General features: G+C 41.5%; 16 protein-coding genes. 12 read left to right on the forward strand and 4 right to left on the reverse strand.

Features of this window, described 5'->3' with window-relative positions:
• The first annotated feature begins 87 nt into the window (after positions 1–87).
• From eno to smpB, 7 genes are all read left to right on the forward strand, one after another.
• Positions 88–1,410, forward strand: coding sequence for a phosphopyruvate hydratase (eno, locus tag NFR46_RS04875; RefSeq protein ID WP_191684528.1), 1,323 nt, complete (start codon positions 88–90; stop codon positions 1,408–1,410).
• 206 nt (positions 1,411–1,616) lie between these two features.
• A complete protein-coding gene (locus NFR46_RS04880) occupies positions 1,617–3,002 on the forward strand; it encodes an amino acid permease (RefSeq protein ID WP_251575200.1) in 1,386 nt (461 codons plus the stop codon).
• Between the two features lie 264 nt (positions 3,003–3,266).
• Entirely contained in the window at positions 3,267–4,811 is a 1,545-nt protein-coding gene (locus NFR46_RS04885) for a ClC family H(+)/Cl(-) exchange transporter (RefSeq protein ID WP_251575201.1), read from the forward strand.
• Positions 4,812–4,876: 65 nt separating this feature from the next.
• Entirely contained in the window at positions 4,877–5,116 is a 240-nt protein-coding gene (gene secG, locus NFR46_RS04890; protein WP_182580987.1) for a preprotein translocase subunit SecG, read from the forward strand.
• Between the two features lie 63 nt (positions 5,117–5,179).
• Positions 5,180–5,935, forward strand: coding sequence for an alpha/beta hydrolase (locus NFR46_RS04895; RefSeq protein WP_251575202.1), 756 nt, complete (start codon positions 5,180–5,182; stop codon positions 5,933–5,935).
• A gap of 1 nt (position 5,936) precedes the next feature.
• Positions 5,937–8,333 (forward strand): ribonuclease R, encoded by a 2,397-nt coding sequence (gene rnr, locus NFR46_RS04900; RefSeq protein ID WP_251575208.1) that lies wholly within the window; start codon positions 5,937–5,939, stop codon positions 8,331–8,333.
• A gap of 25 nt (positions 8,334–8,358) precedes the next feature.
• Entirely contained in the window at positions 8,359–8,826 is a 468-nt protein-coding gene (smpB, locus tag NFR46_RS04905; protein WP_191684523.1) for an SsrA-binding protein SmpB, read from the forward strand.
• 145 nt (positions 8,827–8,971) lie between these two features.
• Here the strand turns inward: smpB and NFR46_RS04910 are convergent, their stop codons facing one another.
• Entirely contained in the window at positions 8,972–9,541 is a 570-nt protein-coding gene (locus tag NFR46_RS04910) for an LURP-one-related/scramblase family protein (protein ID WP_251575210.1), read from the reverse strand.
• A 143-nt stretch (positions 9,542–9,684) separates the two neighbouring features.
• Between NFR46_RS04910 and NFR46_RS04915 the strand changes: the two genes are divergently transcribed.
• The 4 genes from NFR46_RS04915 (at position 9,685) to NFR46_RS04930 (ending at position 12,456) form a co-directional block, all read left to right on the forward strand.
• The gene (locus NFR46_RS04915) at positions 9,685–10,383 is read left to right on the forward strand and encodes a uracil-DNA glycosylase (protein ID WP_003717611.1); all 699 of its coding nucleotides are present in this window, start codon (positions 9,685–9,687) and stop codon (positions 10,381–10,383) included.
• Positions 10,384–10,407: 24 nt separating this feature from the next.
• Complete coding sequence (pta, locus tag NFR46_RS04920) at positions 10,408–11,382, forward strand: phosphate acetyltransferase (protein ID WP_251575213.1); 975 nt, start codon at positions 10,408–10,410, stop codon at positions 11,380–11,382.
• Between the two features lie 130 nt (positions 11,383–11,512).
• Positions 11,513–11,965 carry a tRNA (adenosine(37)-N6)-threonylcarbamoyltransferase complex ATPase subunit type 1 TsaE gene (gene tsaE / locus NFR46_RS04925; RefSeq protein WP_251575215.1) on the forward strand — a complete coding sequence of 151 codons (453 nt, stop codon included), beginning with the start codon at positions 11,513–11,515 and terminating at the stop codon, positions 11,963–11,965.
• Positions 11,966–11,967: 2 nt separating this feature from the next.
• A complete protein-coding gene (locus NFR46_RS04930) occupies positions 11,968–12,456 on the forward strand; it encodes a GNAT family N-acetyltransferase (RefSeq protein ID WP_251575217.1) in 489 nt (162 codons plus the stop codon).
• 124 nt (positions 12,457–12,580) lie between these two features.
• Here the strand turns inward: NFR46_RS04930 and NFR46_RS04935 are convergent, their stop codons facing one another.
• The gene (locus NFR46_RS04935) at positions 12,581–13,012 is read right to left on the reverse strand and encodes a PAS domain-containing protein (RefSeq protein WP_251575218.1); all 432 of its coding nucleotides are present in this window, start codon (positions 13,010–13,012) and stop codon (positions 12,581–12,583) included.
• A gap of 15 nt (positions 13,013–13,027) precedes the next feature.
• Positions 13,028–13,564, reverse strand: coding sequence for a 3'-5' exonuclease (locus NFR46_RS04940; RefSeq protein WP_251575219.1), 537 nt, complete (start codon positions 13,562–13,564; stop codon positions 13,028–13,030).
• A gap of 135 nt (positions 13,565–13,699) precedes the next feature.
• On the opposite strand from NFR46_RS04940, the gene murB reads away from it, so the two are divergent.
• Positions 13,700–14,596 carry a UDP-N-acetylmuramate dehydrogenase gene (gene murB, locus NFR46_RS04945; RefSeq protein ID WP_251575225.1) on the forward strand — a complete coding sequence of 299 codons (897 nt, stop codon included), beginning with the start codon at positions 13,700–13,702 and terminating at the stop codon, positions 14,594–14,596.
• Between the two features lie 231 nt (positions 14,597–14,827).
• On the opposite strand, the gene NFR46_RS04950 is transcribed toward murB, so the two are convergent.
• On the reverse strand, positions 14,828–15,487 hold the full coding sequence (locus NFR46_RS04950) for a DUF1361 domain-containing protein (protein ID WP_251575227.1): 660 nt from the start codon (positions 15,485–15,487) through the stop codon (positions 14,828–14,830).
• Positions 15,488–15,552: the final 65 nt, after the last annotated feature.

The following is a 15,552-nucleotide window of genomic DNA, read 5'->3' on the forward strand; positions in this document are numbered from 1 at the left end:
TGCTTGTTTTTGGATGCACAAAATAATACAATATTAATGAAATAGCGCGATTGCTATCGAATTTAAGACAGAGGAGAGATTCATCAAATGTCACTTATTACAGATATTTATGCACGTGAAGTTCTTGATTCACGTGGTAACCCTACAGTTGAAGCTGAAGTTTATACTGAAGCTGGTGGTGTTGGCCGTGGAATCGTACCTTCAGGTGCCTCAACTGGTGAACACGAAGCCGTTGAATTGCGTGACGGTGATAAGAACCGTTTCGGCGGTAAGGGAGTATTAAAGGCCGTTGCTAACGTTAACGACGTTATTGCTAAGGAAATTGTTGGTATGGAAGTTACCGACCAAATCGCAATTGACAAGGCAATGATCAAGTTAGACGGTACTCCAAACAAGGGTAAGTTAGGTGCTAACGCTATCTTGGCTGTTTCACTTGCTGCTGCTCGTGCTGCTGCCGACGAATTACAAGTTCCTCTTTACAACTACCTTGGTGGTTTCAATGCTCACGTATTGCCAACACCAATGATGAACGTTATCAACGGTGGTGCTCACTCTGATAACAAGGTTGATTTCCAAGAATTCATGATCATGCCAGTTGGTGCACCAACTGTTCGTGAAGCAATTCGTTGGGGATCAGAAACTTTCCACGCTTTGAAGAAGGAATTGGAAGCAGCTGGTAAGGTAACTTCTGTTGGTGACGAAGGTGGATTCGCTCCTGACTTTGCTAACAACGAAGAGCCATTCGAATACTTGATCAAGGCTATCAAGGATGCCGGCTACAAGCCTGGTAAGGACATTGCTATTGCCTTTGACGTTGCCGCTTCAGAATTGTGGAACGACGAAGACAAGAAGTACAAGCTTCGTTGGTCAACTGGTGAAGAATACACCACTGAAGAATGGATCAACTACTTGTCAGGTATTATTGAAAAGTACCCAGTAGTATCTGTTGAAGACCCAATTGATGAAAACAACTGGGACGACTGGGTAACCCTTACCAACAAGCTTGGTAAGAAGGTTCAACTTGTTGGTGACGACTTCTTCGTAACTAACACCGACTACCTTAAGAAGGGTATTAAGATGGGTGCTGCTAACTCAATCTTAATCAAGCTTAACCAAATTGGTACTTTGACTGAAACTGTTGAAGCTATCGAAATGGCTAAGGAAGCTGGTTACACTGCCATTGTTTCACACCGTTCTGGTGAAACTGAAGACACTACCATTGCTGACTTGGTTGTTGCTACTAATGCCGGACAAATCAAGACTGGTTCAATGAGCCGGACTGACCGTCTTGCTAAGTACAACCAATTAATGCGGATTGAAGATCAACTTGGTGACGTTGCTCAATACAAGGGTATCCACTCATTCTACAATTTGAGTGAACAAGCTCGTCAAGACATCGAAAACCGTTAATTTAATTAGCGTTAAAATATGAATAGGTTCCTTGCGTCTGGTTAAATCTGGGCGTAAGGAACCTATTTTTGCTTTCTTTAGGTTAAACAATTACTTTCGTAACTATTCTAATTAATAATGAGAAAACGATGAGAAAGCTCTTGGCAATTAGTAATTCATATAATATAATTTGAAAAGCTATAGTTTGAGAAAGGAATTTGATACTAATGAAAGATTCTGCGCCAAAGTTGCGGCGATCGATGACGGCTAACCAAATGGAAATGATTTCCTTAGGTGGCGCTATCGGTGTTGGCTTGTTTATGGGATCAACCTCAACGATTAAGTGGACGGGGCCTTCAGTCCTTTTAGCGTATGCATTCGTTGGCTTAATCCTTTATGTCGTTATGCGGGCCTTAGGAGAAATGATTTATATTAATCCAGGAACTGGTTCCTTTGCGGATTATGCTACCGAATATGTTCATCCCCTTGCTGGTTACCTTGCCAAGTGGGCGAATGTCTTTGAGTACATCGTAGTGGGAATGTCAGAAGTGGTTGCGGCAACGGAATACCTAAAATTTTGGTGGCCGCATATGCATACATGGATTGCCGGAGTTATAATCATTATCTTTTTAGTGTTAGCTAACCTTGCTAGTGCTAAGGCGTACGGTTCACTTGAATTTTGGTTTGCGATGATTAAGGTCGTTACCATTATTTTTATGATTTTCCTTGGCTTTATGGTGATCCTTTTTGGCTTTGGTAATGGTGGCCATCCGACAGGCTTTAGTAATTTATGGGCACATGGAGGTTTCTTTACCGGTGGGATTAGTGGTTTCTTCTTCTCAATGTCAATCATTGTGGGTTCATATGAAGGAATTGAATTGTTAGGGATTTCTGCCGGAGAAGTTGCCGATCCACAAGAAGCAATTGTTAAATCTGTTAAGTCTGTCCTTTTCCGGATTCTAATCTTCTATGTCGGTGCTATTTTCGTAATTGTCACGATTTACCCGTGGGATAAGCTGAGCAGTGTTGGTTCACCATTTGTTTCGACTTTCGCTAAGGTTGGGATTACTGCAGCAGCATCCATTATTAACTTTGTTGTTTTAACGGCTGCCCTTTCTGGTGCTAACTCTGGGATTTATAGTTCAAGCCGAATGTTATTTAAACTCTCGCATGAAGGGGATGCGCCAAAGATTTTTGGTCGTCTTTCTAAACGGATTGTTCCGGATGCAGCGATCTTAGGAATTTCTGGTGGGATCTTAATCGGGTTCATTATTGATATGATTTCATCGACTTACAGCCATTCGACATCTGATATGTTTGTTGTTGTCTTTAGTTCATCCGTCTTACCTGGGATGATTCCGTGGTTTGTAATTTTACTTGCTGAATTACGTTTTCGGAAAAATAATTCCGACTTAATGACAGATCACCCATTTAAGTTGCCCCTTTACCCATTCTCTAATTACTTTGCATTTATAATGCTGATTGTAATCGTGATCTTTATGTTTATTAATCCTGATACACGGATTTCGGTTATTGTTGGGGCACTTGTCTTAATTGTTGCAACGACTGTTTACTTGATTCGTCACGGCTTAAGTAAATCGACAGCTAAATAATTTAAATTAGGGGAAGCTGGGAACTAACCTTCTCGAGAGCCTGATTGGCTAACCTAGAACGATGAATGATGATTAAATCATCGGAATCGTTCGTAGCCAAATAGGCTTGCTCCGCTGCGTTAGACTCTATAAGTTTGGAGACTATTAGTGACAGAATGAGGGTGAGAAAAAACAAAACGTTTTTTCTCACCTTCATTATTTTTTTATCTTAATTGGTGTAGTACAATATTTTGGTGTATCTTTTGAGGAAAGTCAGGGGAAAGAATGGATAAAAAAGTAATTACCAACCAAAATAGCCAAGTTAAGCAAATGATTCGTGCAATCATTATTGGATTATTAACAGGGTTAGTGGTTAGTACATTTCGACTAATTATTCAACACTTTTTGCAATTTGTTCAGATTAGTTTTACCTATTTCCACCATCATCCGACTGGACTAATTTATTGGGCGGTTGGCTCTGTTATTTTGGCGTTAATCTTAGGTGATTTGGCACAACGGTACCCAAATATTAAGGGGTCTGGGATTCCTCAAGTTGAGGGACAACTAAAGTGTCAATTTGAGGAAAAATGGTGGCCAGTTCTTTGGCGGAAATACCTTGGTGGAATCTTTGCAATTGGCTCAGGACTATTTCTTGGCCGTGAAGGACCTTCTATTCAATTGGGGGCAACAATTGGCCAAGGAGTCGCTGAAACGGCACATGTGGATTCACTAAACCGACGAGTTGGGATTGCAAGTGGGGCAGCTGCGGGACTAGCAGCAGCCTTTAATGCGCCAATTGCCAGTACCATTTTTATTCTTGAAGAAGTCTACCATAACTTTTCACCGTTAATTTGGTTGGCAACCTTCATCAGTTCCCTGTGTTCAAACATGGTTTCAATGACTATTTTTGGGCTTAAGCCGGTATTGAACGTTCCTTACCATTATGAATTGCCAGTTGGCTTATATTGGCACTTGATTGTTTTAGGGGTTATTCTGGGATTTCTTGGTCGTCTTTATCAGGTTGTGATTTTACATCTTGATTACTGGTCTGGTAAACTCACTTGGCTCAAACCTACAGCTTACCCAATCATCCCGTTCCTCCTAGTTATCCCGGTTGCCTGGTACCTTCCTTATACCCTTGGCGGTGGTAACCAGTTAATCGCGGAATTACGCCTCTTACCATTTTCACTCTCTCTTTTCGTGGGACTCTTTATTCTACGCTTTGTCTTTTCAATGGTTAGTTACGGGAGCCAGTTGCCAGGGGGGATTTTCCTTCCAATTTTGACGTTAGGAGCTGTTCTTGGTGCAGCTTATTGTGCCTTGATGACTAATTTGGGGATCCTTCCAATTCAATACCTACCAAACTTTATTATTTATGCGATGGCCGGTTACTTTGCCTGCATTAGTAAAGCACCGTTTACCGCAATCCTCCTTATTACTGAAATGGTTGGTTCACTAGCTCACTTAATGCCATTAGCAATGGTTTCAATTATCGCTTACCTGGTGGTCGATGCCCTTCACGGTAAGCCGGTTTATACTGAAATGTTTGAGAACTTTATTGGATTACGGGCCGAGAAAAAGCCGCTTCACCAGGAAACACTTTCTGTATCAATTTATCCAGGTTCTGAGCTAGATGGTTGTAAGATTGCAGATTATAACTGGCCAGCTGACTGTATTGTTTCTTTGGTTTACCGTGGAGAAGATAAGATTATTCCAAACGGGAAGACGGTTTTATTAGCAGGGGATACTCTTGTAATTCAAGCAAATATTTCTGATAAGAACAAACTACAAGAAATATTGGAGCGAGCATCTCACGCGCCAAAAATGTAGAAATTAGTTAAATAATATGTTATTCTGTACTAGATATAGTGGGCAATTATTAGGAGGAAAAATCCTTGTATAACACATTAATGACTTTATTTTTAATAGACTGTGTAGTTTTGATTGCATGTGTAATGATGCAACCAGCTAAAAACGATAATGATGCAATGTCTGCTTTAAGCGGTGGTGCTGGAGACCTATTCTCACGGCGTAAGGCTCGTGGTTTTGAAGCGGTAATGCAAGTTGTTACTACAATTTGTGGAGCAATTTTCTTTATCCTTGCTTTAGCCTTGGTTTTCGTTTCATCACACTAGAGTAGCGATGCCTCCTGTATCATGTATTCAGGAGGCCTTTTTTATTTTAAGGAGTAAGAAATAATGGAAGTTAGTTCGGGCAAGCCCTTTTTATTTCCGCACGGGCGCTTTGGTGTTGTTTTGCTTCATTCATATACAAGTAGCAGTGCGGACATGCGAATGCTTGCACGGCACCTAGAAAGACAGAATTATACGATTTATGCTCCAGTATTTACGGGACATGGTAGTGATCCCCTTACTGTTCTAAAAAAGAGTAGTCCAGATGATTGGTGGGCGGATACGCAATTTGCAATTCGCAAGCTAAAAGACTTACGAATGGAAAAAATAGCGGTTCTAGGTCTATCATTAGGAGGGTTACTAGCAACGAAGGCGTTAGAAAATGAGCCAAGTTTAGCTGGGGGAGGCGTGTTTGCTTCTCCTGTAACTAGCTGGGGCAAGTCTAACGTACCTCAGTTTTTCCCTCGGCTAGCTGCTGCTTACTACCAGAAAGCCGGATTAAGCCCGCAACAAATTACTGAGCGAATTACAGAAATTAATCAATTGTTACCTAAGCAATTAACCGAAATTAGTCAAATGACACGAGAAATCGATCAACACCTTGATCAAATCCACCAGCCATTTTTTATTGGTCAGGGAGGAAAAGACGAGATGATTGATCCGCACTCTGGAGAAGAATTAAGAAATAAATTATTAGCGCAGGGGACACCGGTTGATTACCATTATTACCCACAAGCAGGCCACGTCCTTACCGTTAATGATGCCCACCAGCAATTATTTGCTGATGTTACTAACTTCTTACAAAAAATATTTGAGGTGTAATATGACAACAAAAACAAAATTAAAAGATCAGATATTAGATTATCTAAAGGATAATGCTAACGTTAGCTTTTCTGCAGAAAAGTTAGGTCGGGCATTAAAAATGGACGATGCTGAATCCTTTACGCCAATCGTCCAGACGCTTGCCGAACTTGAACGAGAGAAGCAAGTTGAAGTAACGGATCGAGGAGAATTTAAAGCAATAATTAAGCCACAAGCGATTGTTGGGACCTTCCATGCTAATGATAAGGGATTTGGCTTTGTTGATTACGATCCTGATTTGCCGGATATGTATATCAATCCCGATCACACAATGCACGCTTTGAATGGTGATCAGGTTGAAGTTAAAATCCTGCGTCCTGCTAAGCCGGGGAGTGATCAGGGTCCGGAAGGTCAAGTCGTTAAGATCGTTGAACACAATTACGATCAGATTGTTGGTGAATTTAAGCAGGAAACTGTTGGGGATTATATTGGTGAAATCCTCCTCAAGGATAAAAAACTTTCTAATTACCGCTTCTTCGTCAACGATAAGGGCCTCAAGCCAATGGACGGTCAAGTAGTAACTGCAACTGTTGCTACCTACCCTGATGATGAAGTTCCCCAAGTTATGACCGGGGCAATTAACGAAGTAATCGGGGATAAAGATGAACCAGGAATTGATATTCTCTCGGTAATCTATGCCCATGATGTTCCTCATGAATTTCCAAAAGAAGTAATGGACGAAGCGAATAAGATCCCGTTAAAAGTCCTTCCTGAAGAAAAGAAGGGACGGGAAGACATCACTGATCAACCACTTGTGACAATTGATGCCATTGAGTCAAAAGACTTGGATGATGCGGTTGTCGCTTGGAAGATGGATAACGGTCACTACCACCTTGGGGTTCACATTGCTGATGTTAGTCACTACGTAAAACCAGGTTCTGCTCTTGATAAGGAAGCATTTAAACGGGGGACTTCCGTTTACTTAACTGACCGGGTAGTTCCAATGCTGCCTAAGCGACTTTCTAACGGTATCTGTTCGTTAAATCCTGGAGAAGAACGACTTTCAATGAGTTGTGAAATGGAGATTGATGAACAGGGACGGATTGTTAAACACCGGATTTTCCCAAGTGTGATGCGGTCACATGCCCGGATGACTTATAAGGCAGTTAACCGGATTTTGGAATCCCACGATGCCAAAACGATGGCTGAATATAAAGATCTAGTCCCAATGTTTGAAACTATGCGGGATATTCACAAGATCCTCTTAAATGCCCGGAAACGTCGCGGGGCAATTGATTTTGAAGCTCCAGAAGCAAAGATCATTGTTGATGACAAGGGACACCCAACCGATATTCAACTTCGGGAACGGGGCTTGGCTGAACGGATGATCGAATCATTTATGTTGGCTGCCAATGAAACTGTTGCTGAGCATTATTACAAAGAACACGTGCCGTTCCTTTACCGGATCCACGAACAACCAGATAACGAAAAGATTAAATCCTTCTTCGAATTCCTGAGTGTCTTCGGGATTAATGCTCATGGAGATGTTAATAATATCAAGCCAAAGATGCTTCAAAATGTCCTGAAACAAGTTGCTGGTAAGCCGGAAGAACAGATGGTTCAGGTAATGATGTTACGGAGCATGCAACAGGCAAAGTATGACGATGAAGAAGTCGGTCACTTTGGCCTGGGCGCAAACTACTACACCCACTTTACTTCACCAATTCGGCGTTACCCTGATGACACCGTTCACCGTTTAATTAAGTGGTACGAAAAATATGGTAAGGGTGAAAAAGCGAAGGCTGCCTGGCGTGATCGTTTGCCTGAAATTGCGGAACACGCCTCATTTACTGAACGACGGGGAATTGATACCGAACGGGATGTTGATAGCATGAAGAAGGCTGAATACATGGAAGACCATGTTGGTGAAACCTTTGATGCTGTTGTTAGTTCAGTGATGAAGTTTGGTTTATTTGTTGAACTAGAAAATACCGTTGAAGGGTTAATTCATATTAGTGTTATGAATGATGACTACTATGAATATTCTGAAAAGCATATGGCATTGATTGGACGTAGTCACCACCGGATCTTCCAAATTGGTCAGCCAATTAAGGTTAAATTGGTTCGGGTTGATAAGGATCTTCGTGAAGTTGACTTCGAGTTAGTTAATCCTGAAGAAGCCCCAACAACAAAGATTCGAGTTCCCCATAATGATGATCGGCGTCGCGGTGGCCGGGGAGGTCGTCGCAATAATAACCGTCATGGTCATAACAAAGAACACTTCCGAAATACTCAAGGAAAGTGGAAGCATGACGGTCACGAGAATGGGCACCGGAATAATCGGCAAATTAACCGAGGTCGGACCCGTCACCATAATAACTCTCGTGATTTTGAAGGACGTCGTCAGCGTCGTCACTAATATTTTGACCTAATGGAGGGATACCATGGCCAAAAAGAAACAGAATAATGATAATTTAATTGCCCAGAATAAAAAGGCTCGCCATGATTATTTTGTGACAGATACCTATGAAGCAGGGTTAGTTTTGACAGGAACTGAGATTAAATCTGTCCGTGCCCACCGGGTAAACTTAAAAGATGGCTTTGCTCAAATTCGGAATGGTGAAGCTTGGTTAATGAATGTTCATATTAGTGAGTACGATAACGGGACCTTCTTTAACCAGGACCCACTCCGTAACCGGAAACTCCTCCTCCATAAGAAGGAAATTCATAAACTTACCGGTGCCCTCCAAGACAAGGGGGTTACCCTAATTCCGCTGAAAATGTATATTAAGCATGGATATGCTAAGGTCCTCCTTGGCCTCGCTAAAGGAAAGCATGAATACGACAAGCGTGAATCCATCAAACGCCGCGAAGCCAACCGTGAAATGGAAAGGGTAATGAAGCACTATTAAAAGAGAGTGTGAGCCAGCAAGTTCCTGGCGAACAGATCTAAGCAATGATGCCTAGGACGTCATAAGCTTAGTTCGAGAAATTTAATTAAATAACACAAAAGACATCCAGAAGTGATCATTTCTGGATGTCTTTTGTTATTTTCATTTAATGACGTTTCTTAAGTTGTGATGGTTCAATCTGGTAACCTAAACAAGCATCATTTCCTGTAGCAACACTGCCCCAATGAACACGGAGAGGGGAAGGTTGCTTGCGACGAGCCCAGTGTTGGAGAACACTGGCAATGAGGATCGCTAGTGGTTCATCTTCTTCTCTTTGGACTTTTAGTTCATGGTAATAATCACCAGTGAATGCGACTGGTTGAATTGAGAAAACAAGGTGATTTTTCTTAAAGACTCGGTACTTTCCGGAGAATGGTGAACCGACAATAACCCAACTAAGCCCCTTGATGTAAATTACTTCGCGAACAAAACCAAGCGACTTGCTAACCGTACCAACCTTTTGTCGATCTTTATATAATGCAAACTTCGGAATAATCCCAAAGCTAAGCTGCTTAACTTCCGCAAGTAAGTCCCCAGAAATTGAATACAAAGAGAGAACATCATGAAGCACTCCCCATTTACCTACCAACAGATACAATGAGCGTCCTTGGTAGTTTCGGATCACGGTGGTTCCGTGGAGGTCTGTATCATGATCACGTAGATAAAGTTGCCGCATTCAATCACCACTCCTTATAAGACAAGTTAATTACCATTATTGTACCAGGTTAATTATAAAATTGTTAACTTTACGAAGCGGTTTCATTTTCGGTTCCGGCTATTGGCGACTTATGCTAAAATATTAGGTGAGGTGCTAGAATCGTGAAACAACTTATTCATAATGATTGGTGGGACGTTTTAAAACCCCAATTTGAAAGTGCATATTATGCGCAACTACATAATTTCTTAAAAGAAGAATACAGTCACCGGACGATTTATCCGGAGATGCATCATATTTTTGAGGCTTTTGAGTGGACGCCCTTTAGTAAAGTTAAGGTTGTCATTTTAGGTCAAGATCCGTACCATGGTCCTCACCAAGCCCATGGGTGCAGCTTTTCAGTTTTACCAGGGATCCCGGTTCCACCATCTTTGCAGAATATCTATAAAGAGTTGCAAAGTGATGTTGGTTGTCATCCGGTTCAACATGGTTACCTAAAGAAATGGGCTGATCAAGGTGTTTTACTTTTGAACTCAGTCTTAACAGTTCGTGCAGGCCAAGCCTTTTCTCATAAGGGGCATGGTTGGGAGCAATTAACGGATGCTGCGATTCATGCATTGTCCGAGCGTCCCCAACCAGTTGTCTTTATTCTGTGGGGAAGAGCCGCACGGGATAAGAAAAAGCTGATTAACCTCAAGACTAATATCATTTTGGAGTCAGCCCATCCAAGCCCGCTTTCAGCTAACCGCGGATTCTTTGGTTCAAAACCATTTTCAAAGACAAATGAAGCACTTCGCGCAATGGGAGAGGAGCCAATTGATTGGCAATTACCGGATCAACCGATAGTTGACGGTAAGGCTTGATAACCAACAAGGAGGTTCTTGTAGATGGATTTATTTGATGAAATTGCTGCAAAGATAAAGGGAAAGGGCAAGACAATTGTATTCCCTGAAGGTGCTGATAAGCGGATTTTAGGTGCTGCTATTCGGTTGAAAAACGATGGCTTAGTAGAGCCAATTCTCTTAGGTAAGGAAGAAGATATTAAGACCACTGCTCGTCAAAATAATTTAGATAGTGATGGCTTAAGAATTATCGATCCTGCGACCTATCCAGAATCAGATAAGCAGGAAATGTTTGATGCCCTGCTCGAACGGCGGAAGGGGAAGAACACCCCTGAACAAGTTAAAAAGATGCTGGAAGACGTTAGTTACTTTGGGACCATGTTAGTTTACATGGGAAAAGCTGACGGAATGGTTTCTGGTGCTGTTCACTCAACTGGTTCGACTGTTCGGCCTGCCTTGCAAATTATCAAGACTAAGCCAAACGCTCACCGAATCAGTGGTGCTTTCTTAATGAAGAAGGGTGAACAACGCTATATCTTTGCTGATTGTGCGATCAACATTGAATTGGATGCACCAACAATGGCTGAAGTAGCTGTTCAAAGTGCTGAAACTGCTAAGCTCTTTGGAATTGATCCAAAGGTTGCTCTTCTTAGTTTCTCTACTAAGGGTTCTGCTAAGGGTGACATGGTTACCAAAGTTGCTGAAGCAGTGAAGAAGGTTCATGAAATGGAACCAGACCTTGCAGCAGATGGTGAAATGCAGTTTGATGCTGCCGTTGTTCCGGAAGTTGCAAAGCTAAAGGCCCCAGATTCTAAGGTCGCTGGTCATGCAAATGTCTTCATCTTCCCAAGCTTGGAAGCCGGAAACATTGGTTACAAAATTGCACAACGTCTTGGTGGTTTTACTGCTGTTGGTCCAATCCTTCAAGGGTTGAATGCACCAATTGCTGACCTTTCACGGGGATGCAGTGAAGATGATGCTTACAAGGTTGCTATCATCACGGCCGCACAAGCACTATAATTTAAGATAGATATAATGAGAAGGTTACGTGAAGATCACGTTTCCTTCTTATTTTTGTTTGCTTCTTTTTTGCTTTTAAGGCAAAAAATCGGCTACAATGGTTACAGAAAATTCAAGGAGAAATGGAAATATGAAAGAAGTAACTTTAACTGATCGGGAAGAAACAATTAATCTCGGTGAACAAATTGGCCGGTTACTTAAGGCGGGAGATGTTCTTGTACTTGATGGTGACTTAGGAGCCGGTAAAACGACCTTCACTAAAGGAATTGCAAAGGGCTTAGCAATCCCAGATCTAATTAAGAGCCCGACTTTTACCATTGTCCGGGAATATCATGATGGGCGGTTACCACTTTATCATATGGACGCTTACCGACTTGAGAATGGTGGGGCAGAAGACCTCGGACTTGAAGAATACTTTGATAGTGATGGAGTCAGTGTTGTTGAGTGGGCTCAATTTGTTGCGGATGAATTGCCGGCCGACTTTTTAGCAATTCATTTTAAGCGGACAGATGATGAAAATACGCGGTGCCTACAATTTGAACCTCATGGACAGCACTTTGAACAGATCGTTACGGAGCTTTAATCTTGGCAGATACAGTTAAAATTAAATTAGCAGAACCAAAGGACGCATCTAAAGTCTTGAGTTTTCTCCGGCAAGCTGCAACCGAAAGTGATGCGGTAACAATTCCGCACTTAGAACGAGTTACCGTAAAGGAAGAACAGGAAAACCTACAAGTAATTAATGACTCTGATGATTGCGTAATCCTCTTAGCAATTTTAGGTGAACAAATTATCGGGATCGTTACGGTAATGCGGTTAGCTGAAAAACCGGAAATGGGAGAACTTGGTGTCATTGTTGCCCAAAAGTATTGGCGCCAGGGGATCGGTCAGCTCTTAGTTGACGAAGCTCAATATTGGTATAGTAATTACAGTAGTTTAAGTGGTTTAGTGTTGGATGTGTTTGAAGATAATCTTCCGGCAATTAACCTTTATCGAAAAATGAATTTTGTGGTTCAAAAACATGTGCAAATCGCAGGACGCCCTGCTTTATTGATGACGTATTATTCTAAATAATAACTAAATTAAAATACGGTTCAGAATTCGTTAAAAGCGAACTCTGGACCGTTTTTAGTATTATATTAATTACTTTCAGTAATAAATAGCGAAGATGAAAAAATTTTTTCCATCCCTGTTACTTTTAATGCTTCTTAAAAAACACTTGTTTAAGATTATGCCACCAAGCACCCTTTTCTTGGTGCCCTGAAACGTCTTGAGTAACTTCAACGCAACCAATATATTTGCCATCGTTATCATGAAGTGAGTAGAAAGCGATATTAACTGGTTTACCATGATAATGAATGATCAAGCTAAGAACACCACGTTTGCCGTCATGCATTTGCTTGAGAACTTGCTTAACCCGTTCTTGGCTGTGACCGGGATGGACTTCCAAAACATGCTTGCCTAAATCGTCATCGGTCCGCTTGAAGAGTCGGTGCTTATTTGCAGACGACCAGCGAATAATATCATGTTTGTCAATGAAATCGAATTCTTCGGGGATAGTTTGAAAGATTGCGTTAAGCTGGGTTAAGGTTAAATTACCACCCAGGAGATTAACTGTCTTGTTATTCATGGATTGGGTTCTCCTTTAGTTATAAAAATTAATAAATGGTCGGAGCTTGTCGCCACCAAAATGCTCGGCTTCATATAACAGAATGTTTGCACAAGCCTGGGCGTCATCAAGGGCGTTATGGTGGTGGTGCAGATCAATCTGTAAGGCGTCACAAACGGTATTGAGCTTGTAGTTACTGAGACCGGGAATTAGTTGACGACTGCTTTTAACAGTATCAAGAGTCTGGTAAGTCGGTGGTTGGATTCCATAGTGAAGAAGGGTGTTTTTTAAGACGCTATTATCAAAACTATTATTGTGGGCAATTACTAGTTGCTCTGGCTGGTAGAATTGCTTGATGTGCTGCCAAACTTCGGGAAATAGTGGAGCATCCTGAACATCTTTTTCATGGATGCCATGAATTTGAATGTTTCGCCAGAAGAAATCAGTTTGGGGATTAATTAGAGTATAAAATTCGTCAGTGATTTGGTTATCCCGAACGATTGTTAGGGCCAATGAGCAGGCGCTATAACGTTTGCCGCTTGCAGTTTCAAAATCCATCGCGATGAAGTTCACGAAGCAGGCTCTCCTTTCAATAGTTAAATTATTAATAATATAATTAATTCTAACAATAATTTTGTGTAGATTGCAAAAGTTTATTGAACAAACATGATACAATATTATTAAAACAAAATAAAGGACGACGAAGCAATGGTAGTTGATTTAATTAAAGAATTTCCTGAGATTGATATAAAAAAGCAAGAACCACTTTCAAAGTATACTTTTACTCATACTGGTGGCAAGGCTGATTGGCTAGCTTTTCCAGAAAGTGTTGAACAGGTTCAACAATTAGTTGATTTTGTCCAGGAAAACGATATTCCGTTAACTGTCATCGGAAACGCCAGTAATTTGATTGTTCGTGATGGTGGGATTGCTGGCTTGGTAATGATTGTTACGAAGATGAATCAGATTAAGGTTGAAGGTAATGTAGTTAAGGCCCAAGCTGGTGCTACTTATATTAAAACAACTCAAGTAGCCCGGGATCACAGTTTGACTGGCTTAGAGTTTGCTGCCGGGATTCCTGGAAGTGTTGGCGGGGCGGTCTTTATGAACGCCGGAGCATATGGTGGAGAGACACAATTTGTTGTTAAGTCAGCAACGATTATGTTACCAACTGGTGAGATTCAAGAACTAAATAACGAAGCACTAGACTTTGGTTACCGACACAGTAGCGTTCAGGACAATAACGGGGTTGTGCTAGAAGCCTCCTTTGGTTTAAAGCCGGGTAACAAAGAAGAGATTACTGCCCAAATGGATGATCTTAATGCTCGTCGGGCAGCTAAGCAACCATTAGAGCTGCCATCTTGTGGGAGTGTCTTTAAGCGACCAAAGGGATATTTTGCTGGTAAATTAATTCATGATGCTGGCCTTCAAGGTTACACTTCAGGTGGTGTCCAAGTGTCAAAGAAGCATGCTGGCTTTATTGTTAATATCAACAACGGGACAGCTACTGATTACTTGAATGTTATCCACCATGTTCAAAAGGTTGTCAAAGAGAAGTTTGGTGTTTATCTCGAAACAGAAGTCCGGATTATTGGACGCGATTAATAAAAAGTAAGGGAGCGTGACAGAAGTCATTTGTGTACTGCACTGTTCGTGCTTTATCTATATAGTAGGGCTTATGTCACAGCCCCTTACTTTTTTTGTTGAGATAGTTTTTTATTGCAGCAGAGTCAAAATGAGTTCGCCCTAACCTTCCTCGAGCTAACGAACTCCACCTCTGACGACGAGGCGGCGTTCGGTGGAGAAATCGTTAGCCACCGGAAGGTTTTAACGGACTCACACTCTAAACCTTGTATTCTGCACTGTTTTGAGGATCCAATAGGAAAGAATTTGGAGGCAGGTGAGAATGAGGGTGAACTTTAACATGTTAATTGACCAGATAGACATGAGTTGGTGGAAAAACCAACTTGGGGTGAAAAAGAGGTAGATGGAATGGAGACGGAGGAAGCGGCCAATGTAGATCCCAATACTGGAAATAAATGAAAAGAGAATAATCCACCCAAATTTTAGCTTCGGGTGTTTAGGAGTAATCAGTTCAGTAAGTTGGTGGCTGACTTGATCTAATGAAAGTAAACCGAAGAAAAGGCAACTGACGGCACAGAGAACCATGATCGCAAAAATCAGCCAAATATGAGGATCTGACTTGAGAATCCCATTAATACTAGTATGGGGATTGAGCCAGGAAAGGTGAAAGAGGTCGGTCATGACGTATGGGGTATTAGGATAAAATAATAACCAAATAATCAGACCAGCCCAAAAAGCTAGTGCTCGCCGATCATTGAACCGTGGTAACTGAAAGCCAATTTCTACCGGGATATAAGCAAGAAAAACGTTGAAAGCCATGAAGTTAAACGGCTTAGGCATGAAAAGCTTAAGGAGAATAATCGCAATCCAAAAGAAAATGCGGATTTGCCACTGCTTAGTTAATTTAAACATTTAATCGGTTCCTTCCAGAAATAATTGTTTCACTGTCCAGAATACCAGACTTTACTGTAGATACC

It is taken from the genome of Limosilactobacillus agrestimuris (genome assembly GCF_943193105.1).
Lineage (GTDB): Bacteria > Bacillota > Bacilli > Lactobacillales > Lactobacillaceae > Limosilactobacillus > Limosilactobacillus agrestimuris.